This window comes from Saccharospirillum sp. MSK14-1 (assembly GCF_003054965.1).
In the GTDB taxonomy this organism is placed as follows: domain Bacteria; phylum Pseudomonadota; class Gammaproteobacteria; order Pseudomonadales; family Natronospirillaceae; genus Saccharospirillum.
This window is the reverse complement of the sequence record NZ_MIES01000033.1, coordinates 1,383,481-1,408,116: the sequence shown is the minus strand read 5'-3', so window position 1 is coordinate 1,408,116 and position 24,636 is coordinate 1,383,481. Positions and strand designations below refer to the sequence as shown.

The following is a 24,636-nucleotide window of genomic DNA, read 5'->3' as shown; positions in this document are numbered from 1 at the left end:
AGTGGGTGTTTTAGACAGTCAAGTGCGGATCTCATCAGGGCCCAGGCTATCCTCAAGGAACCCCAGTCAGAAGGCCGGATATATGTCAGTACGACTACACTTTGCATCATTCCTTTGATTGATAATGGCAGTGACAAAATAAAACAAAGGCGTTGGGCTTTCGCCCAATCTGAAGGGCCGCTATGCCTTGACAGTGATCGCGCGTCCATATATGTCCTATTAACTGTTTTTCCTTGTCAGTCACAGTCGATAAACCGATAAACAAGACACCCATCGCAAAAGACCTGAGATAGAGCCTTTCCGATCATTTTAGGCTCTTACCTTTCTATTGTTTATAACTATTGATGGATATTTTTTGATAGCTACTAAGTTGGGTGTCCACGCAAGTGCTGTACAATTCATAAAGTCGCTGCAATCGTTAAACATTAGATTTTCAGCTAATAAATTTGGAAACTGTTACTGCAATGGATGTCCTATTTATTACTAGCTATTTATTACTACTGTGATGGATGTCCTGTTTACTATCTCGAGAAAACGTTTAGCGTGAACAACTGGTTCGCTGGCAACTTGACAGGTACCGGTCGCTGGACATATTTAATATTTGGGTTTAGCCTCTAAAAACCTCGGTAGTTGCGGTACGAGTAAATAACGGGGTCTCCCTATATAGGGAGACAAAAGGATGACGAATATTAAATTAGGGCAAGCCTTATGAGTAATACTGCAAACAAACTCGATCCAATTATAAACACTTCAACTCTTGAACATCTCCTGTCATACCAAAATAGTGATGTACTTCACAAATTCCTTGATGAGTGGGATATTAGTTTATTCGAAGCTAAAGATATTTTCGACGAAACCAAAAAGTTTCTTTGGCTGGCTGGCAAATGTAAAGAAGAGTGCTTTCACTTAGAAATAAGTGAATCGTTGTTGATCATTGATAAAATGTGGCACGCTTTTATTCTTTTTACTGAAGAGTATGGTGAGTTTTGCGAAACTTATTTTGGTGCAATGCTTCATCATTTGCCTTTCTCGAAAGAAAATCTTAAAAATCAATTAATTGAGATGAACAAGAAAGGGCTCGACCAAGATCAGGCTAAGGCCGAACACATGCAGCGCCAGCTAGAATATGTTCATCAGTACTTAGGGTTTGATACTGTCAAGAAATGGTATATTGAGTATGCTAATAGATATTCCCCTCAAGAATTAAATCGAATCCAGAAGCCAGCGTTCCAAGATATAAATGGTAACCTTGGGAGGCCATTGACAATGGAAGAAGTTAAGGGTCTGGGGGCAAATGAAGTAATAAAACTGATATCCCTAAATGCTCCTATAAAATGCGGTTGGTGCGGCACTAACTGCGGATCCTACTCTTCATGCAATTCGGATTCGTCCACTCAACCTAGCAATCCCTCTTGCGGAGCTTCTTGATACTTTGTAAAGACACCCGGCTAGGGTGTCTTTTATTCTCTATTTATACTGAGATTAACTGATGAAGTTAGGTAATTGTCTTAAAGTACTAAAGACGAGCAGTCATCAATTGATAGCGCCTCTAATGGTAGCCATGTTGGCCTCAATTGTTGGGTTAACATTTGCTATCTTAATGAAATATATGATTGATATCTTAGCCAGCGGAGAGGAAAAGCAATTATATGATTTGATATTATTTGCCATATCTTTTGGTGTAGTTAGAGGACTCGCTCCAGTGCTGAATGGATTAAGAGAATATTATACTGGAAAACTAGTCGAGGCTCGCGAAAAAGAATTTCGCGCTAAGTTTATAGAAGAAAACCTTCATGCTGGTTATGAGGAAAACTCTAGGAAAAATATCGGTATGACTATGCGTATAATGCATGGAGGCATACAAGGACATCGAACTCTCATTAGATCCATTTTCTCGGGTTTGTTACCAACTTTATTTGATGTTGTCTTTATAATTGTGACTTTAGTGCTTTTAGTAGATATAAGTATAGCTATTTTAATTGCCGCTATAATTTTAATTTACGGTTCGGTAATTATTGCCCAAACCAAGCAACGCGTGCCTTATATCAGAGCTATTGCCAGCCAAGATAAGGAAATAAATGGAGCAATAAATAATTACTTATCTAACCATGAAGGTTTGTTGGGTTGGGGACGAGTGCATGGCGCCTTAGACGGATATAAGTCTGAAGCTGCAGCGTTGTTTGATACTTTCAGACAGAATAGAGTTGCAATACTAAAACACAACATAGTCCTTTCTATAGTCATAATGCTATCGATGGTTTTGGTTTTGATTTATGTTGGCTACCTAATAGGAAGTGGGCAAGAGACATTGGGTTCATTTTTAATGATAGTTGGCTTTATGTCGCAAATTTTTCTTCCACTCAACGCCATTGGTTTTTCGTATAGACAAATTATAAATGCTGAAGTGGACCTAGAGAAAGCATTTAATTATGTACATAATAAATCATCAACACAGCAAAGCTCTCCTGTTGGGATACCTCATAAAAGTCTACTCAATATAGAATTTTCAAATGTCTCATGTGAGGTAAATGGTATATCAGTATTGGAGGACTTAAGTTTTGAAATAAAGAGTAGCTCCATCGCAATAATAAAAGGCACTAGTGGCTCTGGCAAAACTACAATACTGAGATTAATTTCCGGGCTTTTAAAGCCATCAAGTGGAGTAGTCCGAATCAACGGTATTAATATACAGCAATTGAGTCCTGTTAGGTTATCTGAATCTATTGTTGTAACTTCACAAGAATCACTATTGTTTAATGGCACTTTAAGAGATAATTTGATTTTTTACGGAGAGAAATTACCTGATAACGATATACTCAATATGTTAGAGATGATCGGGTTAAAAGAATTTATTGATGACTTGCCTGACGGTTTAGACACGTTTATAGGTGACAGAGGGCAAATGTTATCTGGTGGACAACGCCAAAAAGTCATGATTGGCAGGGCGCTGCTGGCAAAGCCGTACTGCTTAGTATTAGACGAACCTTCCACTGGTTTGGATGAGGCTGCTGTCAAGTCACTAAAGGAACTCATTTCGAAGTTATCAGAAAAAACACAGCTACTGATTGTTACTCATGACCAGAGGCTAATGCACATTAATAACACTGAAGCTTCGGTAGTTGATTTAGATAAAAAGGGAAGATTAGCTAATGTTAAATTATAAGACATTTGAAGAAGACATTAAAAAAGCCAGAGAGCTAGGAAAACCCTGTAAAATAATGGTGGCATCGGAAGAAGAGGCCGCGACTATAGTGACTTGGCAAGAAATCAATGATTTTCTAAATTCGGGTCAAGTAGATTTTCCAAGAGTAAGGCTGGCTAATAGCTCTAACGCAGAGATGCTTGGCTATCGAGGATTTCTTGAAACTCGTTTAACTAAGAGTGGCTATAATTTGGGGAGGGTTCGCAAGAAGGCATTCTTAGATAAAATCATTCGCGGAAGTAGCATTATAATTGATAGATGTATGGACTATTTTCCTAATACAAGAACAATCAATGACTTCGCTGAAAGTGCACTTTTAGGAAAGGCAAGTTCGAATTTATACTGCTCATGGAGTAATTCCTCAAGTTTTGGTTGGCACTTTGACGGACATGACGTTATAGCCATTCAAATTCAGGGTAGTAAAAAATGGAGCTTTAAAGAACCCACTTTTGAATATCCTACAAATAGTGATAAAAGTTTTTTAATGGAAGTGCCCCAACAAGAAACTTGTTTTGAATTAAGAATTGAACCTGGGGAGGCAGTATATGTACCAAAAGGTTATTGGCACGTAGTAGAGACATTGACAGAAAATTCAGTGCATCTTACTGTAGGTATTAATAAAGCTAGAAATTTGGATGTGCTTTCAATTATTGAACAAGAGTTGCGGAGACATGCCTTCTTTAGGATGGATTTGCCCGACAAGATTTCTCCCGAATATGTCATCAACTTTAAGGAGCAGTTAATGGCTTCTATAAATGAGATTGACCTCGATCAAGCTATCAGTCGAGCAAAATTCGAATCGTGTCTTGACCTCGCAGATGCGAAAATCAATCTTCCCAATTTATACTAGGTAGGAATGTATAGTGAAAACAGAACTGCTGGCTAATCGAAGAAAGTTATATGAGGCGCTTGAAAAGAGTGATGTTGAAGCTCTTGATCAGATTGAACGAGAAAATTTTACTGTAGTGAATGGATCCAAATCCATCACGAAGACTCAACAACTAAACTCTTTGCGAGAGCATTCTACTTACGGTGAAATCCGCAGTAAAGAACAAACAAGAAGGTCGTTTCTTAGGTTACATAGTGGTGCAGCTGTATTTTTTAGTATCAACTGGATCGCTAACGAAACTAATATAGCTGAATTTCTTGTAGAGAATTGGACCTATCTTAGGGGGGATTGGCAATTAGCTTTTATGCAGGTTGAGCAAATCATTAATGACAATGAAAAGGTTTTTAAATTATTAGCAGAATTTGTAAGTGAATATGAAGAAGTTAGCTAGCATGAAAGATAGACTTGCTGATATCGAAATTGTTAGGAATGAATGGCTCCGAGTATACATCCTAGGTGAAGTACAAGCATTGAGTTACCTTGAACATAAAGACTTAATACAAGTTACTTGTCACAGACTATCGAGCAAAACAGAACGATTGAATAGAATCTCATACCTAGTTAGAACTGGTAAGTGGCCATATGCAAGTGATTCATTGTGGAGAGAGAGCGATGTGAGCTATATATACTCTAGCGACAAATTGAAAGTCGTTGTTCAGGGATATGGAGCGATTTACCAGAAAAACAAAACTCCAGTATATGAGCATTTTATCGAAGAGTGGGTATATGAGGCTTCTTGGAAAATACTCAGGTTGTACACATTTTAAGTAATTGTAAATCGATTAGTCTTAATCTATAGGGGTTTCTAATTCGTGACTGTGGAGGGGAGGATGGATTTCAAAGATAGCGAATATTTCGATGTTGAGTTTGAAGGTGAAGATTTTACCGATATTGAGGTAAGTAAAATATCATTTTACAATTGTCATTTTAAAAAATGTAATTTTAAAGAGACAGTATTTAATAAGTGTTTGTTTGATTCGACGGATTTTGAAAGTTGCAATTTTGCATTGTCAAAATTGCCTGAATCTTCGTTCAAAGAATGTGAGTTTTCTAGCTGTAATTTAAAAGCAGTAAACTGGTCAGAAGCAAGGTGGCCTTCTATATTGGTGGTAAGTCAAATTAATTTCTTTGAATGTGATTTAAGTCACTCGACATTCATGGGTGTAAGTTTGAAAGAGGCAATATTTCTTGATTGCAAACTACATAATACCGATTTTAGAGATGCTAATATGTCCAGGAGTAAGCTCAACCGTTGTGACTTGTCTGGAGCGCTTTTCAATAATACAGAGCTCGAAGGAGCTAGTTTTCTCGAATCTGTTGAATATGATATAAATTTTCATGAAAATAATATCAAGCAAGCAGAGTTTTCTTTACCTGAAGCAATTGCATTGTTGAGACATTTGGATATAGTTTTGAAAGAGTAGTCAGTTTGTCATAGACAGTCTAAATTCTAATCCAAGAGCTAAGCAATATGGAAAGTTACTGAAAATTTTTGGGGAGACAAGTGAATTAGCTTGTCGCATAAATGACTTGTGTTTTTTTATTTTAAACTAGGAATGCTCAACCTACGCAAAGGCAGATAAAGTATAATTGGTGATTATCAAAGAGTGAATCATGTATTTACACATTGAAAAGTTAGTTGCGAATATAAATAATGGTTTTCAGGGCGATTTTTTTCCTAATGGCGTTCTTCAGCTCAACATTAGTGTCGATCATCAAATTAGACAGTTTTATATTGAAATATTGAATGGGGTATTAAGTTATTCTGCTGGAAGCCATAGCTCCCCCACTGCTTTGATGACAGTGAACGAAAAAAAGTTAGTAGAATTATATGAAGGTAGCATAAATCTTATTTCCTCTAACTATGTAGATTACCTTAATATTAAAGGTGATAAGCGTTTTGCGTTAGAGATAATACTTTCATGCTTCAAACCTGAAAGTGAAGAGAGGTCACTTTTTAAAGCAGCCTTCTCAAATTCTTCAAAGTATGTTCCAAAAAAAATTAATTGTCAGGATGAAAAAAACAATATTGATATTTATAAATTGATAAAAAAAATGCATCCTTTTATATTAAGAAATTATGTAAAGTGGCCTTCGTGCAAGCTTGGGTATTGTGATTTTCTGTCTCAATATCAACCCGCAGAATTTTACCAGTCTGACTATATAGGAGGTCTATCAGTACCCAGTTCAATGCGCCAAGAATTTGATTTCTACTTTTTCAATAGTGATTTTCTAACCTCCTTACAATTATGGATGGGTAAGAAGAGTAGCAATGTTGTTACGAGCTTACATAGAGATGCAAGGCCAGTTTTACATACACAAGTTATAGGAAAGAAAAGATTCGTACTCTTTCCACCTTCAGACGAAAATTTTTTATATCCACGCATAGCATTTAAATCCAAATTTCAGAAATGCTGGGTAGAGTCAGACAGAGTAAATTTGGATAAATTTCCGTTATATAACAAGGCCCATCCCTTTGAAATTGTATTGACTTCAGGTGATCTACTACATATCCCTATGGGCTGGTTTCATTGCGTTTACGTCCTTGAGGATGCTGTATCAGTAAGTGCTTCCATTTCAAAGGGTAGGTTTTGGAGTGACCTAAAAGAGGAAATATTGCGGTACTCCCTCTAAGAATGTAATCCCCCCACATAGCCACCACAGTTGTAAGTAGAAAATTCCATTACAATTGAAAGCAACTAGGAGTTTTCTAAACCAACTGACAATCACGATATTCCGACAGCCAGATACTGGCGATCCTAAAGCAGAACGAAAACGGCGTGTCCGTGCCTGAGCTGTGTCGAGAACATGACATGAGTTCCGCTCAGTTCTATACATGGCGAGCCAAGTTTGGTGGCATGGATGCATACTTGATGAAACGGCTCAAAGAGCTGGAAGTGAAAACCGCTGCCTGAAAAAAATGTACGCCGAAGAGCGACTAAAAGCCGAGCTTCGTCAGGAAGCCCTTGAGGGAAAGTTGTAAAGCCATCTCAGCGCAAGGAGATGGCGCAACGTGACATTGCAAAGTGTAGTGGTTCAATAAGCCCGGACACCAACCTAGGTGGTAAGATCGCCACCATAAGCGAGGTGCCTGATGACCAGAAAGCGACTGTACAGTGATGGTTATTACCTGACACTCGCGTTTTAAATCAACCCAATTCGTCCAATTGCGTCAACTGCCCCTCCAACTCCCGAACACTAGCGGCCAACGCCTCAGCCTTCTCACGCTCCTTAGCAATCACCGCTTCCGGTGCCTTGCTAACAAAGCTTTCATTGCTCAGTTTGCCTTCGACACGGGCCAGGTCTTGCTTGGCTTTGTCGATGGCTTTGCTGAGGCGGGCTTGTTCGGCGGCTACGTCGATTAGGCCGGCGAGGGGTACCAGAACTTTCAGTTGGCCAACGAGCTGAGTGGAGGCGGGTGGGGCGTCGTCGCCTTCGTTGAGCCAGGTGATGCTTTCGAGTTTCGCCAGGGTTTTCAGGAAAGTTTCGTTTTCCTGCAGGCGGCGTTGGTCTTCGCTGCTGCCGTTTTGGAACAGCACAGGCAGTTCTTTGCCTGGGGCGATGTTCATTTCACCGCGAATGTTGCGGATGCCGACGATGACCCCTTTGAGCCATTCGGCGTCGGCTTCGGCGGTGGCATCGATCTTGGTTTCATCGGCGCGCGGGTAGGGTTGCAGCATGATGGTGTCGCCGGTTTTGCCAGCGAGGTCTTTGATCGATAGCCAGATTTCTTCGGTGATAAATGGCATGACCGGGTGCGCTAAACGCAGCAGGGTTTCCAGTACGCGTACCAGGGTGCGGCGCGTGCCGCGTTTGCGCTCAGCGCTGGCGTTGTCGTCCCACAATACCGGCTTGGAAAGTTCCAGATACCAGTCGCAGTATTCGTTCCAGATGAATTCATACAGTGCCTGGCTCATCAGGTCGAAGCGGTAGTTGCTGTAGTAGCGTTCGAGGTCGGCTTCGAGGCGTTGCAGGCCGGAGATGATCCAGCGGTCGGCCAGCGTCAGTTCAACGTCGCCGCCGTTCTGGCCGCAGTCTTCGCCTTCGGTGTTCATCTGCACGTAGCGCGCGGCGTTCCAGATTTTGTTGCAGAAGTTGCGGTAGCCTTCCAGGCGTTTGACGTCGAAGTTGACGTCGCGGCCCTGGCTCGCCATGGCGGTCAGGGTGAAACGCAGGGCGTCGGTGCCTGAGGGTTCCATGCCGTCGGGGAAGGCTTTGCGCGTGGCTTTTTCAATTTTCTGTTCGAGCTTGGGCTGCATCAAACCGTAGGTGCGTTTGGCGACGAGGTCGTCGGCGCTGATGCCGTCAATTAAGTCGATCGGATCGATAACGTTGCCTTTCGACTTCGACATTTTCTGGCCGTTTTCATCGCGAATCAGCGGGGTGATGTAGACCTGCTTGAACGGCACTTGCGGTTTGCCGTCGTCGTCTTTGATGAAGTGCATGGTCATCATCATCATGCGCGCGACCCAGAAGAAGATGATGTCGAAACCGGTCACCAGCACATCGGTCGGGTGGAAGGTTTTCAGCATCTCGGTGTCGTCGGGCCAGCCGAGGGTGGAGAAAGTCCACAGGGCGGAGCTGAACCAGGTGTCGAGCACGTCTTCGTCTTGCGTCAGTGCAACATCGCTACCCAGGTTGTGCTTTTCGCGAACGTCGGCTTCGCTGCGGCCGACGTAGAAGCTGCCTTCATTGTCATACCATGCCGGAATCTGGTGGCCCCACCACAGCTGACGGGAAATGCACCAATCCTGAATGTCACGCATCCAGGCGAAGAAGGTGTTTTCCCATTGCTTGGGCACAAATTGAATGTCGCCGTTTTCCACCGCTTTGATGGTTGGTTCGGCCAGTGGTTTGGCAGAGACATACCATTGGTCGGTGAGCCAGGGTTCGATAACGGCATCGGAACGGTCGCCGCGTGGCACCATGAGGGTGTGATCTTTAATGGAATCGAGCAGGCCAGCGGCGTCGAAATCGGCAACGATTTTCTTGCGCGCTTCGAAGCGATCCAAACCGGCAAAGCCAGCGGGCAGAGCGGTGTCGTAGTCCACCGGCTTGCCTTGGTAGTCATACGCTTCAGCTTCGGCCAGAACGGCGGCGTCCTGATCGAAAATGTTGAGCAGGACGGAGCCGTGGCGTTTGCCGACTTCGTAGTCGTTAAAGTCGTGCGCCGGGGTGATTTTTACGCAGCCGGTGCCGAACTCCAGGTCGACATAATCGTCGGCGACAATTTTTAAGCGACGGCCGACCAGCGGCAGTTCGACTTCTTTGCCGACCAGGTTGGTATAGCGTTCGTCTTCCGGGTTCACCGCCACCAAGGTATCGCCAAGCATGGTTTCCGGACGAGTGGTGGCAACGACAATGTAGTCTTTGCCTTCGGCAGTTTTGGCACCGTCGGCGAGCGGGTAGCGGAAGTGCCAGAGCGAGCCCTGTTCTTCTTTGCTTTCTACTTCCAGATCGGAAATGGCGGTGTGGAATTTCGGGTCCCAGTTGACCAGGCGTTTGCCGCGATAAATCAAATCGTCTTCATACAGACGAACGAAGACTTCGCGTACCGCGTTGGACAAACCTTCGTCCATGGTGAAGCGTTCGCGCGACCAATCGACCGAGTCGCCCAGACGGCGCATCTGACCGGTGATGGAGTTGCCGGATTCTTCTTTCCATTGCCACACGCGGTCGATAAAGGTTTCGCGGCCGAGGTCGTGACGGCTGATGCCATCGCGCGCCAGTTGGCGTTCTACCACCATCTGGGTGGCGATGCCGGCGTGGTCGGAACCGGGTTGCCACAAGGTGTTGCGGCCGGCCATGCGGTGGTAACGAGTGAGCGCGTCCATCAGGGTTTGCTGGAAGGCGTGACCCATGTGCAGGCTGCCGGTTACATTCGGCGGCGGGATCATGATGCAGTAAGAATCGCCTTGGCCACTGGGCTGGAAGTAGTTGTTTTCTTCCCAGCGTTGGTAGTGTTTGCCTTCAATCGCCTGAGGTTGGTACGTCTTCTCCATGGGGCTGCTCGTCAACTCGCTGTCGTCTTGGCTCGGAATGTCCGCTGCTGGCGGACGCACGGAACCGCGCATTATACATGGGCGAGTGGGCTAAGCCGAGCCGTCTGGTGAGTGCTTTTGATGTTCGTTGAGCAGGCGGACGAAATCGGCGCGCAGGCGGCGGCGCAGGTCGCGCTCGAACAGGGAAATGTAGTCGGCCAGGGCCTGGTCGGCCCAACGGTTGAAGGCGGCCTCGAGTTCGTCGCTGAGCGGTTGGTCGAGAGCATCCTCCGTCTGGGCTTCTTCCTCAGCGGCGCGCTGCTCGGCTTCGTTACGAATGCGGATCAGCTCGGAGAGTGAATCGGATGATAAAAACGGGTTGTCCGGGTTCAGCGGCGAGGACTTTTTGTCGGACTCTTTTTCGGCCGCGTCATCGACCACTTTGTCGACAATGGGTGGCACGGTCGAGGCGGGCGTGCGGGCAATATGATCCAAACTCTGGCGCAGAGCTTCCAGATCATCGAGCAGCTGTTGGCGTACGCTGTCGTTGGTCACTAGGCACGGTCTCGCAGGTCGTGGCGGGTGAGTGGGTAGCCGCGGTCCTGATAAAAACGGTATCGCTGACGGCTGTGCTCCAGAATAGCCGGTTCCTGGCTGACGACTTCGAATACGCGCTCAAAACGCGAAAAATAATCCGGCAGATTGGACGCCAGGTTGATCAGCACATCGTGGTGGGTGCCGGGGTGATCGTGCCAGCCAATCTGTACCGCGTCTGGCTCGCCATCGAGCAGGCCGTGCGGCAGAAAGCTATCGGGTGTTAGGCCCCAGAGAACATCGCTGAGTTGCTGTGCCTGGTCCGCATCGTCTACCGCCAGCATTACAGTGTGTTGGCGAGACCGGGCTTTAGCGACCAAGCGGGCGGCATACGCCAGGCGATCGGCGGTTTGCACGGCGGGAATGATGTGAAAGTCGATGCGGGTCATAAATAGTTCAATCGTGGTCTGGCCATTAGAGTAATCAAACTGAACACCAGAACAAAGGCGGCATCAAAAAAGGGGCACTGGGCCCCTTTTTATCATGGAGCCGGATATCAGCTCAGGCGGTCGAGCAGGTAGCGGGTCAGCATACCGACCGGGCGACCGGTGGCGCCTTCTTTGGCGGTGGTCCAGCCGGTGCCGGCGATGTCGAGGTGCGCCCAGTTGTAGTCGCGGGTGAACTCCGACAAAAATGCGGCGGCGGTAATGGAGCCAGCCGCACGGCCCGCGCCAATGTTGCGCAGGTCGGCGAAGGGGCTTTCCAGTTCTTCGTTGTACTCTTCCCACAGCGGCATCGGCCAACCACGGTCCCAGCTGGCTTGGCCGGCGCTGACCAGTTGCTGTTGCAGTTCTTCGTTGTTGGCGTAGACGGCGGTCGGATGGTGGCCCAGGCCGACGATAACGGCACCGGTTAAGGTGGCAATGTCGACCACGCTGGCCGGTTCGAAGCGATCGACGTAGGTGAGAGCGTCGCACAACACCAAACGGCCTTCGGCGTCGGTATTGATCACTTCGATGGTTTTGCCTGACATGCTGGTGACCACGTCACCCGGACGGGTGGCGGTGCCGGAACACATGTTTTCGGCCGCGCAGATAACACCAATGACGTTCAACGCCGGTTTCAGTTCGGCCAGGGTGTTGAGCGTACCGAATACGGATGCTGCGCCGAGCATGTCGTATTTCATGTCTTCCATGCCCGCCGCCGGTTTGATGGAAATGCCGCCAGCGTCGAAGGTGAGGCCTTTACCGACCAGTACGTGCGGTTTCTCATCGCTCTTGCCGCCGTTGTACTTCATGACAATGACGTACGGTGGGTTGGCACTGCCCTGGGTGACCGCCAGGAACGAACCCATGCCAAGAGCTTCCATTTCTTTCTGACCCAGCACTTCAACGCTGATTTCGTCGTAGGCATCGGCGAGGTTGTTGGCCTGTTCGACCAGATAATCCGGGTTGCAGATGTTGGCCGGCAGATTGCCCAGTTCGCGCGCGACGTTCATGCCGTGCGCCAGCGCACGGCCGGTGCGGATAGCGGTGTCGAGGTTTTGCTCAGCGACCAGGTAATCCAACCGTTCCAGTTTATTGGAGTCGGCTTTTTTGGATTTGGTGGTGTCGTACTGGTACAGGCCGGTGAGCATCAGTTCGGTGGCTTTTTCAACACTCCACGCAACGCTGCGCTTGGCTGGAATCAGGTCGTCCAGCGCCAGGCTGGCGGAGCTGACCTTGGCTTGTTTGAGAGCTTTCAAGGTGGCTTTGATCACCTTGATGAAATTGTTTTCGCTCAGTTTGGCGCGGCTGCCAGCGCCGATCAGCAACACCTGGCTGGCGGGAAGATCGGCGTGGCCGATGAGCGGGGTGACCTGGCCAACTTTGCTGGCGAGCAGGTTCTGGTCTTTCAGACTGTTAAACAGAGCCGTGTGAGTGCCGCTCAGGGCGGTCAGGCTGGCTGCGTCTTCATCGTCGAACAGGAAGATCACCAGAGCATCGGTGTCGATGGCGTCGAAAGCGCTGTGATTGACGTTGAATTGCATGTTGTCTCCAAAACTGTGACTGAACAATGAACTGGCGTGATACAGAGACTTGCCCGGGGCAAGGTTACGCCTTGGTGACCATGATAGCGAAAGGCCCGGCAACCGGGCAGGGCGTCAGGCTTTCTTTTTCGATTTGGGGGTGTAAAGCAAACGTGTCTGACTGGCGCGATCGGCCCAGCTGCGGCGTTCGGCATCGGTGTAACGCCAGAGAATACCGATCAGGGCCAAGCCCCAGGTGGGTAGCGCAACGACAAAGCGAATCAGACCCTGACGCCAGCTGATGGCGTGGGCGTTATCGCCTTCGACCGGATCGGTTTCAATGTGAAGACGCCAGACACGCATGCCGACGGTCTGCTTTTTGGTGCGCCAGAAACCCACAAAATAGAGGGTGACGATACTCAGGTTCCACAACCAGAACAGCACCGCCGGAAAGCCACCTTCGATGGCATCGCGGCCCAGGGTGTAGTGGCTGATAGTGACGGGAATAAAGCCGGCGAGGATCAGCACGCCGATCAAAATGAACCAGTCGTAGAAGACCGAGCCGATTAACCGCAGCAGCGAAGGGTGTTCAAAGGAGGTCATGGAACCCTAGTCTTAGCACTATAAAGAAGGGGCAGGCTAACGGATTGCTACAAAAGAGCCAATAAATGCCTGCGTGCTGCGTGTTTTTTGACTATCCTTACCGGCTTACAGACCCGCAAGGAGTAGTTTGATGGAAGCGCTTAAGGAGTCGAAGTCGCTGGCCATCATGGAAGAACAGGCCGGTCAGGCAGCTAAGCTGCTAAAAGCGTTAAGCAATGAAAGACGTCTGCTGATTCTGTGTAATCTGGTGGGCGGGGAATTGTCGGTGACTCAGTTGAATGAACGCATTTTGCTCAGTCAGTCGGCGTTGTCGCAGCATTTGGCGCGGTTGAGACAGGATGGCCTGGTGGCCATTCGCAAAGAAGCTCAGACCGTTTACTACCGAATTGCCAGTGACGAAGCACAACAGGTGCTCGGTTTACTCTACAGCCTCTATTGTCCTGATTGATGGCTGCTGCGCTCTGCGGTTCTCGCAGAGCGCCATTTCTTTGTCATTTCTTGCATAGCCCCGGTTTATCGCGTTTGGGTGTCAGTGTCTTGGCGCTTTAATCGGTCAATTATTGAACTGACTCACGTTTTTTGGTTGCCATATCTGTCCGCCCGGTGATGCGTTTGACATTGTCTAGAATCTGTATAGGTTGTTTTTTAAGCAAGGATAGGGTCACAGGGATTGTTCTATCTTTCCACCGGGTCTTCCTAAGCAGATTGAGAAACGATGTCAGAAGCGAAAGCCATAACCGACGCCAATATCAGTCGACTCCGTTTGCCGGAGTACAACAGCCACGAACACCCGCCGTTGCCGCCGCGTATTCGTCTTGCCTCCAATTGTTGGGAGCGGACCTGGTGGTTAACGTTGATTCAGCCGGTGACCCAGCCGGAGCGATTAAAATCTTTCGTGAAGCGGTTTTGCACCGATAAGGTGGATATCCGCGCGACCTTGCGGACCAGCCGTCGGCTGTGTTTCGCGGTAACGGGTGCACAGCTGGACCAGCAATCCGAATTCGAAATCGCCATGATGGTGATGGCGCACATCGAACGCGATTTTGGCCACATTGAGCGGGTGGAAGATCGCCCAGCCTCAACCTGGCCGTACCGGGAGTTTGCCCGCAGTTAGGGTGAATTTGCCTGCAGCTGAGGCGAATCAGCCCAGCAACCGCTGCCACAGCGCGGCCGACCAAAGCACGATGGCGATCACAATGGTCAGTAACACTGCTGCCGATCCCATGTCTTTGGTCCGGCCAGACAGCTCGTTGTAATCCGTACTGACCCGATCAACCAGTGTCTCCAGTGCGCTGTTGATCATCTCCACCACCATGATCAGCATTAACGCTGATATCAGAATGGCCCCCTGCCAAACCGACTGAGCCACCCAGCACGCCAGTGGCACACCTGCCAGTAGCAACCAGCTTTCCTGCCGAAAGGCTGCTTCGTGTCTGAACGCTGAACGCACGCCCTGAACGCTGTAGCGAGTGGCGTTGATCAATCGGCGCACACCGGCCGTCTGATATTGGCGCAGGTTTTCATAAGGCGAAGTCATGACGTCGAGTTTCCTTGGTGACGAAGTTGGCGGTTGGTGGCGGCCGTGGCCAGCGCTTGCATGGGATCTTCCGGCCAGGGGTGGCGGTTATAGCGGCCGCGCATTTCCTTGCGAATCTCGGGGTAAATGTTGTGCCAGAAGTGCGGCAAATCGTTGACCTGCGCCAGCACGCGACCGTTGGGAGCCTGCAACGCCAGCGTTAAGGGCTGGCGGCCGTCGAGGAGAGTGGGCGTTTGTGCCAGACCAAAGGCTTCCTGGAGTTTTAACGCTGCAGTGACGCGCTCTTGATCGGGTTCGTAGTGCAGCGCGCAGCGGCGACCAGACGGCGCCTGCCACTGTTTTGGGCACAACCGGTTCAAAGCTTCGGCGCGGTCGTAGCCGACCCAGGCATCGAAGACGGCCAGGCTGTCGAGTTGCTGCAATTGTTGAATACCGGTGAGCCAAGGTTCGACGGTATGTGCCAGGTCAGCGGCGCTGGGTGGTGCGGGCCAGTCGTCGAGTAACTGGCTGGCAAAACGGTAGCGATCCAGTCGTTCAGTCAGAACATCGGCCTTGGGCCAGTTGGATAAAGGTTGGTCGGCCAGCCAGTGTTGCCAGGCCTGTCGTTGTTCGCTGGCATCGGCGCGCGTGGGTTGAACGTCGATTAAAAACGGGCCCAGCCAGCGGCGGCGCACAAACCGGCTGTGGTCGTTGGCGCTGGCGAGTGCGATGTCGCTGTGCTCGGGCAGGGCATCGCGCACTGTCGATGCCGCGACCGGCAAGGCTTGTTGGATCTCTACTTCGCCATTGCGATTGCGGCCATGCAACAGCAGTTGCCAGTCCGAGGCAGCGTCAAAGTTCTGCACGGCCGCGCCATTGGCCAGCCGAGCGCGGCCTTGGGCATCGCAGTGCATAAGCCGATGACTGAGCGCGTTGATAAGCACCGGCTCAGGCAACAGGCGGGCGCTGTTGCTGAGATCGCAGCCCAGCCGTTGAGCGAGCAGTCGGGCTTCGCGTTTGAGTGTGCGATCGGCGTGGCGTACCGCCTGCGCAAACCCGTCGTCACTGGCGTCGGGCCAGGCGGTCTGCTGGCTGAGCAAAGCACCGAGCCAGGCGGCGTCGCTGCCATGACCGGCGGAGTGACCGGTGACGACCAAGTGCGCCAACGCGGGTTCCAGTCCCAGCCGGATTAAGCGCCGGCCGTGATCGGTGAGTTGTTGGTGGGCGTCCAGTGCTTGCCATTGAATGAGTTGCTGCACCGCCGATTGCCAGCGCCCGGCCGTGGGTGGCGTCAGCCAGAAGGCATCGCTGCGCTCCAGCCCCCAATCGGCGAGCATCAGCACCAGCGAGGTTAAGTCGGCCTGAGCAATTTCCGGGGGTTGATCCGGAGCCAGGCCGTCTTGTTCGGTGTGCGACCACAGCCGATAACAATGCCCAGGACCCAACCGCGCGGCCCGGCCTGCTCGCTGGCGTGCGCTCGATTTACTGATGCGCCGGGTTTTCAATTCGGTCAGGCCCGTGGCTGGGTCGATTTCGGCGTAACGTTCCAGGCCGCTATCGACCACTGCACGTACGCCGGGCAAGGTGACGCTGCTTTCAGCCAGATTCGTGCTGAGAATGACCGTTGGTTCGGCGTTTTGAAGGTGACCGTGCAAGTCATCCTGCGGCACCTGGCTGTGCACGACACAGCTGGGCCAGGCGGTTGGCAGCCGCTGACGAATGCGTTCGATCTCGGCCAGACCAGGCAGAAACACCAGCACATGGCCAGGCCAGTCGGTGCGGGCTTTGGCGACGAGTTCCACCAGCAGCGCATCGGCATCGCTACGGCCGGGTGAATGGTACGACTCCGTTAGCGGGTGCAATTGGCCATCGGATTCCACCGTCGGCAGCCTCAGCGCCTGTTCCAACTGGCTCATGCTGAGCGTGGCAGACATCACTAGCAGGCGCAGATCGGGCCGGAACAGGTCGCGGCAACTGTGCAGCAAGGTGAGGCTGACGTCTTGATCAAGGCCGCGTTCGTGGAATTCATCGAGAATGACGGTGCCAACACCGGTCAGTTCCGGGTCTTGCTGCAGGCGGCGCAAAAAAGCGCCGTAGGTGATGACGGTCAATCGGGTTTTGGCGCTGCGCTGGGTGTCGTGGCGCAGACTGTAGCCCACCTGTTCTCCGACCGCCTCGCCCAACTGCTCCGCCAAGCGCTGGGCGGCCAGCTGCACGGGCAGGCGTCGTGGCAGCAGCAGAATGGTTTCCCGGTTATCCACATCGAGCAACCATAATGGCAGACGCGTGGTTTTACCGGAGCCGGGCGGCGATTGCAGCAGGCAACCCCCGTTGTGCCAATGTGCAATGACCGGTTCGCGCAGCGCATCAACCGGCAGGGCGCCGAGGGTCGCCTTGGGTGTCATGCCAAGGGATTGCCATAAGGCAAAAAGCGATTGTCGGTGTGGTCTTTGATCCAGCGAGTTAAGTCGGCATTGGGAAATTCGCCGCGCGTTTTCAGCTCTTTGCACAGCCAGACCACCGGATTGCGGTCGCGGCCTTCCCAGCCGGCCCAGTGGTGCTCGGCCAGCGTAAAGAAACGCACCAGTCCAATCAGGGTGTTGGTCTCCAGTGGTGCCAGCAGGCCGGTCCACTCGGCATGCTGGCGACGCATCCAGGGTTGCAGTGCGCTCAGCTCGGCAAGGGGTTGGTCGGGAAAGTGGTCGGCATCGGCCTGTCCCAGCTCCGCCGCTTGTGTCAGCACAGCTGAATCGGGCGGGGTGGGGGCGGTGGCCTCGGGTGTCCAGGTGCCCGTAGTCATCTTGGCTCCATTGGTTCATAGCGTTCGGGGCGGCATTATATCGGCTGTAAGGGCTGAGGACACGGACCAACTGAGGGCTGTGGTATAACGCCCGTAGTAAACGATTTCCATGACAGGAGAATGACAGCCGTGATGTTTGCTGTATTGAATTGGGTATTCCACCGCCGCTGGCTGACGCGCTATCGCTGGGTGCACGATCGCTTGATGCGCGGTTTTCGCCGTCTGGCAGACCGCGGCGATGCCAATGCACAGGAGTTGTACGGCTTTTTGTTGCTGCACAAAGGTACCGACAGCGGCGCGCGTGCGACCGGAGCCAATTACCTGGCCAAGGTGGCCGGTGTTTCCAGACCCAAAGCCGCGTGGCAGATGTACCAACTCTATCGCGACGGTTTAACCCCCGGCTTTGCCGCCAGCGACGAAAAAGCCGAGCACTATCTGCAACTAGCCGCGCGCGGCGGACATCCGCTGGCAGAGCAGGCGATGGCCGAACAGGTCAGTCAGGGCTGACCGGGTACGCGACTTGCACTACCTTGAGTTTTTGATGTTGAGGAATCACCGAACATGACCGCTTTGTCCGAGTTGTACCGCCAGCAAGACGCGTTGGGATTGGCCGATCTGGTTCGCCGAGGCGACGTCAGCGCCGAGCAGTTACTTGAGGTTGCCATCAGCCGCGCCGAAGCGGTGAATCCGTCGGTGAACGCCATCATCACACCGCTTTACGATTACGCGCGCGAACAGCTTCGCCAAGGCGTACCGGATGGCCCATTCAGTGGCGTTCCTTTTTTATTGAAAGACCTTTTGGGCTCATTGACCGGCACGCCCTTGAGCAACGGCAGTCGGGCGCTTAAAGGCCGCTTATCGACCGAAGATTCGGAGTTGGTGAAACGCTTTAAACGGACCGGAGTGGTGATTTTCGGCAAAACCAACACGCCGGAGTTCGGCCTGAAAGGGGTGACCGAACCGCAGGTGTTTGGGGCCACTCGCAACCCCTGGAACCTGGATCGGACGCCCGGCGGTTCCAGCGGTGGCTCGGGCGCGGCGGTGGCTGCGGGCATTGTGCCAATGGCCTCAGCCGGCGATGGCGGAGGGTCGATTCGTATTCCGGCAGCGTGCTGCGGGTTGTTTGGTTTAAAACCCAGCCGGGGTTTGGTGCCGACCGGGCCGAATGCGAGCGAGCGTTGGGACGGCGCGGTTTCCGAGCACGTGTTAACGCGCAGCGTGCGCGACAGTGCCGCCATGCTCGATGCCGTAGTCGGTGCGGACGACTCCAGTCCTTATCCGATTCACACCGAGGCAACCTACCTGGACAGCCTGGCAGAATCTCTGCCGTCGCTGCGCATTGGTTTTACAACACAATCGTTCGTGGGCGGCGCGGTGTCCGATGATGCCAAAGCGGCGGTGGAAACCACAGCGACGTTGCTGACGAGCCTCGGTCATCGTGTTGAAGCCATCGACTGGGACCTTGACGCCGGCCAGCTGGTGCACGCCTATTCGACGCTCTATTTTGGTCACGTTGCCGCCGATATCGGCGCTATTGCCACCGAATTGGGGCAAAAATTCGGCCAGGTTGAGGTGGAAGACGCGACTCGGGTGCTGGGGTATTTGGGCAAGGTGCTCAGCGCAGGTGAGTTTGTGGATGCCAAGTATTTGTGGAATCGCTTTGCCCGGCGGATGCACGATTATCACCGACACTACGATCTGATTCTGACGCCCACCATCGCCAGCGAACCAATCGCCATAGGCGCGACCGACCCAACGCCGGTGGGAAACCTGATGATTAAAGTGGTCAACGGTTTGCGTCTGCACCGGGCGCTGCTAAAAAGCGGCGCGGTGCACAAGATGATGTGGCAAAGCCTGGAAAAGACACCCTTTACCCAACTGGCCAACCTGACCGGACAACCGGCCATGTCGGTGCCGCTGTATTGGACCGACAGTGGCATGCCGTTAGGCAGCCAGTTTATGGCGCCGCTGGGGCAAGACCGCCGTCTGCTGCAATTGGCCGCTCAGTTGGAGCAGGCACAACCCTGGTTCGAGCGGGCGGCGCCACTTTAACGATGGCCTTGCCATTCCCGCGCCCAGGGCTCGAGAAACCCACGCACGATGGCGTCGCTGCTGTCGAATTCGCAAGCCAGAATCTGCAATTTGGTGAGCACGGCTTCCAGCGGCATGTTGCCGCAGGCAATGGCGCCGATGTCGGCCATCATGCTGCTGGCGGCGTAGTGGCCCAGCTTCACTTCGCCATCGGGTACCTGACTGCGTACAAACACCGGAATGCTTTTATCCGCAGCGCGTTCGAGTATGCGTTTTAAATCACCATCGTTCATGACGTTGCCGTTGGCGTAAGCGTTTAACACCAGGGCCCGGTAGTTGCGCTCGATCATGCTCATCAGGCCGTCGAGCGGCATCCCCGGAAAGAGGGTGATTAAGCCGATGGCCGCCGGACGCCAGGGGCGCATCGGTGGTTGCTCGGCGCGGCCGGCCGGTTGGTCAAAATCAGCGTCGTGCCAGCCCGGCGTGAACAGTGCGTCGTCGGTGCTGTGGTCGGTGTGTTTGCTGACGCGGCTGCCGGGCAGACAACGGGCGTTCTGTTCGCCGCCGAATGCCACGCAGACTTCGTGGCGATCTTGTTCGAGAATTTGCAGTGCCTTTTCAAGGTTGGCAAATCCATCGCTGTTGGCCTGGGTGAGCGAACGCATGGCGCCGGTAACCACCACGCTGCGACCAGTGCCGGACAGCAAAAAACTTAACGCCGCCGCGGTGTGTGACAGCGTATCGGTGCCGTGCACGACGAGAACGGCGTCGGCATCGGAGTTGAGAATCTGGTCGCGCAGCTGATACCACTGAGTGGGACGGATGTCGGATGAATCGAGCAGCGGTTGCCATTCCTGCCACAGCCGTTCGTGGTTTTGCCACGCCGCCAGTCGCGGATGAGTTTCCAGCGTTTCACGTAACAGGCCCGGTTGCGGTTGCAGGCCATTGGGGCCGTCGGCCATGCCAATGGTGCCGCCGGTGTTGATGATCAGATAACGCGCCATGAAGGGTAATCTCGTGCGGTAGCCTGCGCGCATGGCGCAGGTGACTGGAATGAAAGCTGAGTGGATTCAGCCTTGACGTTCGGCGCTCAAAGCAATGGAAACCGATTCAGCAAAACGCAGGGCGTGAGGTTTGTCGATTTCGACTTCGGCCGCGTGCACCTCCGGGTGCGCCATGATCAAGCCCAGGACTTGATGCGTCATGCGTTCGAGCAGCAAAAATTGATTGGTTTCGACGAACTCGATGATTTCTTTGCAGATGGAGCGGTAGTTCAAGGTGTCTTCGATTTCGGTGGAATTGATGGCATCGCTGGCATCAAAACGAATGCTGATGTTGAGCAGCACGTCCTGCTTGTTTTTGATTTCCTCTTCCTTGATGCCGACGTAGGTACGCAAGCGCAGATCTTTGATGCGGATACGGGCTTCGGTGTTTTCGCGAATCATGAGTGCTGACCGATCAGGTTGAGGAATTCATTGCGGGTGTTTTGTGAGTGACGCAGGCCGCCGAGCATCATTGATGTGGTCATCCAGGAGTTTTGTTTCTGCACGCCGCGCATGGTCATGCACATGTGTTTGGCTTCGAGGATCACGCCCACGCCTTTGGCGTCGGTAACGGTCTGAATGGCGTCAGCAATCTGCTTGGTCAGCTGTTCCTGGATTTGCAAGCGGCGCGCATACATGTCGGTGATGCGCGCGAATTTGCTCAGCCCCAGAACCTTGCCATTAGGGATATAGGCAATGTGCGCCTTGCCAAAAAAAGGCAGCAGGTGATGTTCGCACAACGAATAAAATTCGATGTCTTTGACCACCACCATTTCGTCGTTGTCAGCTTCAAAGACGGCGTCGTTGGTCACCGTTTCCAGCGATTGGCCATAGCCTTCGGTGAGAAAACTCATCGCCTTGGCCGCGCGTTCCGGCGTTTTTTGAAGGCCATTGCGTTCCGGGTCTTCACCCAGTTCCAGGATGATGTTGCGGTAGTGGTCAGACAGACTCGGTGGCATGACATTTCTCGATCTGAAGTTGTGCAGCAGTATACGACACTTTGATGACGGAGGATCAGCGGTCGAAATCTAGACCGCTGATTGTTCGAGGCTATTGATCCGAGGCGGCCTGGCTCACAAGGTGTCGAGCACGGCCAGGACATCGTCGTGATGAGATTTGGTTTTTACCTTTTCCATCACATGCACCAGCTTGCCTTCTTCATCGATGATAAAGGTGATGCGGTGGATGCCGTCGTATTCTTTGCCCATGAATTTCTTCAGACCCCAGACGCCGTATTGATCGGCAATGGCGTGGTCTTCGTCGCTGAGCAGGTCGAAGTTGAGGTTTTCTTTTTCGATAAACTTCACCAGTCGCTTGGGGGCATCCGGGCTGATGCCGAGCGCGACGGTGTTGCGCTTTTCCAGCTCCGCTTTGCTGTCGCGCAGACCACAAGCCTGGGTGGTGCAGCCTGGGGTCATGGCTTTGGGATAGAAGTAGAGCACGACCTTTTTGCCGCGATAGTCCTTCAGTGACACGGTTTCTTCGCGTTGATTGAGGGTGGTGAACTCCGGCGCCGGCTTTCCGGTTTCTGGCAATGTCAAAGCGGTCATCGAGCGGTTCCTTCTGTGTTCTGTGGTGATTAATCGGTACGGCCACAGCCGCGAATTCGTTCAGACATAAGGCCCGACGCCGCACTTTCAAGCATTGGGCCGGTATTGCGCTGCCGATCACCGTTTGACGGGCTTTGTCTCTGTCCGCCAAGAGCAATTTGCGGTATCCTCGGGGCCTCGGTAGAGCTACCTCCAAACTATTGATTTCCCTATGTTTTTTGAAAAGGACCGCAGTCAGTTCTTCAGGCCGCTGACGGGCAAGTACCGCGAGCAGTTTGTGGAATGTCTGAAGGAGCTGTATCACCGGCTCTACACCTCATCCAGCGCCGATTACGGCCATGCGCTGTCGCGTGAAGACCTGGTCGATACCTTCCAGGGCGCTTTGGCGCGCGCGCCAGAATTGGCCAGCGACGATGGCGAGGCCGAAGGCCGCTTCCGCAGTGATCGCGATCAGGCGGTCTGGGTACTGAACGCTCTGATCGAACACGGCTGGATCGACAAACAGGTCGATGAAGCCACGCTGCATTCCAGCTTCACCTTCAGCCGCTATGGCCGTCAGTTTACCGAGCCGTTCGTCGCCGGTGATCTGTCGAGCGTGCGCTCGCATCACCGCAACACCCGCAACGTGCGTAACTCCCTGCAGGCGTTTTTGGAGCGTGGCGAGGTGTACGACCTGCTCGATGCCTGGGAGAACTCCGAACGCATCATCGCCGATTTCACCGATATCATTGCTGAGCTCGATGACCGCAAGCGCGATCTGGTGCGGGAAATGGGCGATCAGGTGTTGGTACAGCGCGCGACTCAAGACTTCTTCGATTATATGGAGAAGCGCTTTCAGCCCGACCTCGCCATCCGGCTGTCGGCGGATAATGTGGAAAAATACCGCGACGAAATTGCCGAGTGCGTGCGTCGCATTCGGCATCAAAAACGCGATTTCAAAGCGCGCGCGGAAAAGCGGCTGCGTGAACTGCTGCCCGAACAAGTCCGCGAAGGGCAAAGCCTGCTGTGGGCTTTGCTCGACCATATTGAAGGCCGCCTGAAGTCGGCTTCGGACATCATGTTGCCAGCGCTGCGTCGGGCGCTCGCCAGCTTTACCAAGCGTGCTGACATCGTCATCCGTCAGATCAGTTATCTGGCCGGTCAGCAGCACAACGACGTGGTGCAGGTGTGCCAGCAGTTGGTGGAGCAGGATGACGACAGCGTGGCGGCGGCGCTGGAACGCGCCAGCGATTTGATGTCGGTGCCCAACATCGGCTTTGTTGACCCCGGCGGTGTGCGTCTGCATGCGCCGCGCACCCGGCGCTCGTTCGAAACCACGGTGCTCGAAGACAGCAGCGACGATTTCGACGTCGATGCTCGCCGCGATCTCTATGTGCAGCAGTTGCTCGATCAGGCGTTTTTAATCAACGACAACCGCGTGCGGCAGTATCTGGCTCGTCGGTTGAGTGACGGCGATACGGTCACCACCGCCGAATTGCCGGTAGAAACCGCCGACGATTTACTGGCCCTGGCGCACGCCATTGAAGTGGGTGCTAACCAATCGCTGGCGTCGGATTACCAATTTACCGTCGAATGGAAAAACGCCGATCAACCCGGCGAATATTTTGAATCAAGCGACAACTTTACTATCCGGCTGGTGAACAAGAACGCCCACCAGCCCGAGGAGACACCCGATGTTTGATGAGCTGGATCGACTGCTGGATCGTCAGGGGCTCAGCCGCACCGAGTACAGCGAATTGCTGATTCGTCTGCTCGATCACGGCGTGCTGTGCCGCGATGAAAGCCAGGTGGAGCAAACGTTGTACGATCGTTATCTGCGTCTGGAAGAACCGGTACACGAGTATTTGGAATTGCTCGGCATCCAGATTCAGCACGATCGCCGTTTTCATTTTGTTCGCCTGTTCCCACCCGGCGCCGAAGTGCCCGGTCTGGATAACAGCGGCGAAGGGCCGTTCAGCGGCGGTTTCCGCGCGCGCCTGAGCCAGCAGGAAGTGGCGCTGGTGTTGGTGTTGCGCAGTGTGTATGACCGGGCTTTGCGTGAGGGCCAGGTCGATGAGCACGGTTGTGTACTGGCATCGCTGGAAAGCGTCAGCATTGCCATGCGCAATGTGTTGCGCCGTTCACTGCCGGAAAACCTGACCGAACGCCGTCAGCTGTTTCGTCGTTTGCGCCAATTGCGTCTGATTCAACTGAACCAAGATGAAGCGGTGGAAAGCGGTGATTTCTGGTTGCGCATCCGCCCCATGATTCTCAGCTACGTATCTGACGACGTGCTGTCGACCCTGACCGACGCACCGGTCGACGACGAAGCTGAATTGAACGCTGAAGGCGTGGTGACGTCCGAGTCCGACGAGGTTGTTGCAGACCTCGACTCCGAAAGCGAAACCGACAACGAATCCGACGCTGACGATACCGACGCTGAGGATTCCGGCATTACCGTTACCGACGACAGCGCGTCTGTCTTTGCACGGGACTGATC

The 24,636-nt window shown here is 52.4% G+C and carries 24 protein-coding genes and 1 pseudogene; 13 read left to right on the top strand and 12 right to left on the bottom strand.

Annotated features, from left to right (window positions below):
- The first annotated feature begins 708 nt into the window (after window positions 1-708).
- From BGP77_RS15575 to BGP77_RS15540, 7 genes and pseudogenes are all read left to right on the top strand, one after another.
- Window positions 709-1,428: a hypothetical protein gene (locus BGP77_RS15575; RefSeq protein WP_108165627.1), complete on the top strand. Its 720-nt coding sequence runs from the start codon at window positions 709-711 to the stop codon at window positions 1,426-1,428.
- A 61-nt stretch (window positions 1,429-1,489) separates the two neighbouring features.
- Complete coding sequence (locus tag BGP77_RS15570; protein ID WP_108165626.1) at window positions 1,490-3,163, top strand: ABC transporter ATP-binding protein; 1,674 nt, start codon at window positions 1,490-1,492, stop codon at window positions 3,161-3,163.
- Window positions 3,150-4,052 carry a JmjC domain-containing protein gene (locus BGP77_RS15565; RefSeq protein WP_108165625.1) on the top strand — a complete coding sequence of 301 codons (903 nt, stop codon included), beginning with the start codon at window positions 3,150-3,152 and terminating at the stop codon, window positions 4,050-4,052. Before BGP77_RS15570 ends, BGP77_RS15565 begins: the two co-directional genes overlap by 14 nt.
- A 13-nt stretch (window positions 4,053-4,065) precedes the next feature.
- The gene (locus BGP77_RS15560; RefSeq protein WP_108165624.1) at window positions 4,066-4,482 is read left to right on the top strand and encodes a hypothetical protein; all 417 of its coding nucleotides are present in this window, start codon (window positions 4,066-4,068) and stop codon (window positions 4,480-4,482) included.
- Window positions 4,483-4,921: 439 nt separating this feature from the next.
- Complete coding sequence (locus BGP77_RS15550) at window positions 4,922-5,515, top strand: pentapeptide repeat-containing protein (protein ID WP_108165622.1); 594 nt, start codon at window positions 4,922-4,924, stop codon at window positions 5,513-5,515.
- Between the two features lie 190 nt (window positions 5,516-5,705).
- Window positions 5,706-6,725 (top strand): cupin-like domain-containing protein, encoded by a 1,020-nt coding sequence (locus BGP77_RS15545; RefSeq protein ID WP_108165621.1) that lies wholly within the window; start codon window positions 5,706-5,708, stop codon window positions 6,723-6,725.
- Between the two features lie 113 nt (window positions 6,726-6,838).
- Window positions 6,839-7,133: pseudogene (locus tag BGP77_RS15540) on the top strand (transposase); the annotation flags it as partial.
- 107 nt (window positions 7,134-7,240) lie between these two features.
- Here BGP77_RS15540 and BGP77_RS15535 read toward each other — a convergent pair.
- The 5 genes from BGP77_RS15535 to BGP77_RS15515 form a co-directional block, all read right to left on the bottom strand.
- Window positions 7,241-10,093, bottom strand: coding sequence for a valine--tRNA ligase (locus tag BGP77_RS15535; RefSeq protein ID WP_108165620.1), 2,853 nt, complete (start codon window positions 10,091-10,093; stop codon window positions 7,241-7,243).
- Between the two features lie 90 nt (window positions 10,094-10,183).
- A complete protein-coding gene (locus BGP77_RS15530) occupies window positions 10,184-10,627 on the bottom strand; it encodes a hypothetical protein (protein ID WP_108165619.1) in 444 nt (147 codons plus the stop codon).
- Window positions 10,627-11,055: a DNA polymerase III subunit chi gene (locus BGP77_RS15525; RefSeq protein ID WP_108165618.1), complete on the bottom strand. Its 429-nt coding sequence runs from the start codon at window positions 11,053-11,055 to the stop codon at window positions 10,627-10,629. Before BGP77_RS15525 ends, BGP77_RS15530 begins: the two co-directional genes overlap by 1 nt.
- A 107-nt stretch (window positions 11,056-11,162) precedes the next feature.
- Window positions 11,163-12,635 carry a leucyl aminopeptidase gene (locus tag BGP77_RS15520; protein ID WP_108165617.1) on the bottom strand — a complete coding sequence of 491 codons (1,473 nt, stop codon included), beginning with the start codon at window positions 12,633-12,635 and terminating at the stop codon, window positions 11,163-11,165.
- A gap of 114 nt (window positions 12,636-12,749) precedes the next feature.
- The gene (locus BGP77_RS15515) at window positions 12,750-13,217 is read right to left on the bottom strand and encodes an RDD family protein (RefSeq protein WP_108165616.1); all 468 of its coding nucleotides are present in this window, start codon (window positions 13,215-13,217) and stop codon (window positions 12,750-12,752) included.
- A 130-nt stretch (window positions 13,218-13,347) separates the two neighbouring features.
- Here BGP77_RS15515 and BGP77_RS15510 point away from each other — a divergent pair, with 130 nt between their 5' ends.
- Window positions 13,348-13,665: a helix-turn-helix transcriptional regulator gene (locus BGP77_RS15510; protein WP_108165615.1), complete on the top strand. Its 318-nt coding sequence runs from the start codon at window positions 13,348-13,350 to the stop codon at window positions 13,663-13,665.
- Between the two features lie 267 nt (window positions 13,666-13,932).
- The gene (locus tag BGP77_RS15505) at window positions 13,933-14,331 is read left to right on the top strand and encodes a hypothetical protein (RefSeq protein WP_108165614.1); all 399 of its coding nucleotides are present in this window, start codon (window positions 13,933-13,935) and stop codon (window positions 14,329-14,331) included.
- Between the two features lie 27 nt (window positions 14,332-14,358).
- Here the strand turns inward: BGP77_RS15505 and BGP77_RS15500 are convergent, their stop codons facing one another.
- From BGP77_RS15500 to BGP77_RS18075, 3 genes are read right to left on the bottom strand one after another with little or no spacing between them, the layout of a single operon-like run.
- Complete coding sequence (locus BGP77_RS15500) at window positions 14,359-14,754, bottom strand: diacylglycerol kinase (RefSeq protein WP_108165613.1); 396 nt, start codon at window positions 14,752-14,754, stop codon at window positions 14,359-14,361.
- Window positions 14,751-17,138 carry an ATP-dependent helicase HrpB gene (hrpB, locus tag BGP77_RS15495; protein WP_158269407.1) on the bottom strand — a complete coding sequence of 796 codons (2,388 nt, stop codon included), beginning with the start codon at window positions 17,136-17,138 and terminating at the stop codon, window positions 14,751-14,753. The genes BGP77_RS15500 and hrpB overlap by 4 nt, the downstream gene beginning before the upstream one ends.
- Window positions 17,135-17,533 carry a hypothetical protein gene (locus BGP77_RS18075; protein WP_158269406.1) on the bottom strand — a complete coding sequence of 133 codons (399 nt, stop codon included), beginning with the start codon at window positions 17,531-17,533 and terminating at the stop codon, window positions 17,135-17,137. The genes hrpB and BGP77_RS18075 overlap by 4 nt, the downstream gene beginning before the upstream one ends.
- A gap of 120 nt (window positions 17,534-17,653) precedes the next feature.
- On the opposite strand from BGP77_RS18075, the gene BGP77_RS15490 reads away from it, so the two are divergent.
- Window positions 17,654-18,040, top strand: coding sequence for a hypothetical protein (locus BGP77_RS15490; protein WP_108165611.1), 387 nt, complete (start codon window positions 17,654-17,656; stop codon window positions 18,038-18,040).
- A gap of 54 nt (window positions 18,041-18,094) precedes the next feature.
- Complete coding sequence (locus BGP77_RS15485; RefSeq protein WP_108165610.1) at window positions 18,095-19,585, top strand: amidase; 1,491 nt, start codon at window positions 18,095-18,097, stop codon at window positions 19,583-19,585.
- Here the strand turns inward: BGP77_RS15485 and BGP77_RS15480 are convergent.
- The 4 genes from BGP77_RS15480 to bcp form a co-directional block, all read right to left on the bottom strand.
- Window positions 19,582-20,568 carry an asparaginase gene (locus BGP77_RS15480; protein ID WP_158269405.1) on the bottom strand — a complete coding sequence of 329 codons (987 nt, stop codon included), beginning with the start codon at window positions 20,566-20,568 and terminating at the stop codon, window positions 19,582-19,584. The genes BGP77_RS15485 and BGP77_RS15480 overlap by 4 nt on opposite strands.
- A 66-nt stretch (window positions 20,569-20,634) precedes the next feature.
- The gene (folX, locus tag BGP77_RS15475) at window positions 20,635-21,009 is read right to left on the bottom strand and encodes a dihydroneopterin triphosphate 2'-epimerase (protein WP_108165608.1); all 375 of its coding nucleotides are present in this window, start codon (window positions 21,007-21,009) and stop codon (window positions 20,635-20,637) included.
- The gene (gene folE / locus BGP77_RS15470; protein WP_108165607.1) at window positions 21,006-21,566 is read right to left on the bottom strand and encodes a GTP cyclohydrolase I FolE; all 561 of its coding nucleotides are present in this window, start codon (window positions 21,564-21,566) and stop codon (window positions 21,006-21,008) included. Before folE ends, folX begins: the two co-directional genes overlap by 4 nt.
- 114 nt (window positions 21,567-21,680) lie before the next feature.
- Complete coding sequence (gene bcp / locus BGP77_RS15465; RefSeq protein WP_108165606.1) at window positions 21,681-22,157, bottom strand: thioredoxin-dependent thiol peroxidase; 477 nt, start codon at window positions 22,155-22,157, stop codon at window positions 21,681-21,683.
- Between the two features lie 211 nt (window positions 22,158-22,368).
- Here bcp and BGP77_RS15460 point away from each other — a divergent pair, with 211 nt between their 5' ends.
- Both BGP77_RS15460 and BGP77_RS15455 read left to right on the top strand, forming a co-directional pair.
- Entirely contained in the window at window positions 22,369-23,838 is a 1,470-nt protein-coding gene (locus tag BGP77_RS15460; RefSeq protein ID WP_108165605.1) for a Wadjet anti-phage system protein JetA family protein, read from the top strand.
- Window positions 23,831-24,634, top strand: coding sequence for a DUF4194 domain-containing protein (locus BGP77_RS15455; RefSeq protein WP_108165604.1), 804 nt, complete (start codon window positions 23,831-23,833; stop codon window positions 24,632-24,634). The genes BGP77_RS15460 and BGP77_RS15455 overlap by 8 nt, the downstream gene beginning before the upstream one ends.
- The last annotated feature ends 2 nt before the right edge of the window (window positions 24,635-24,636 follow it).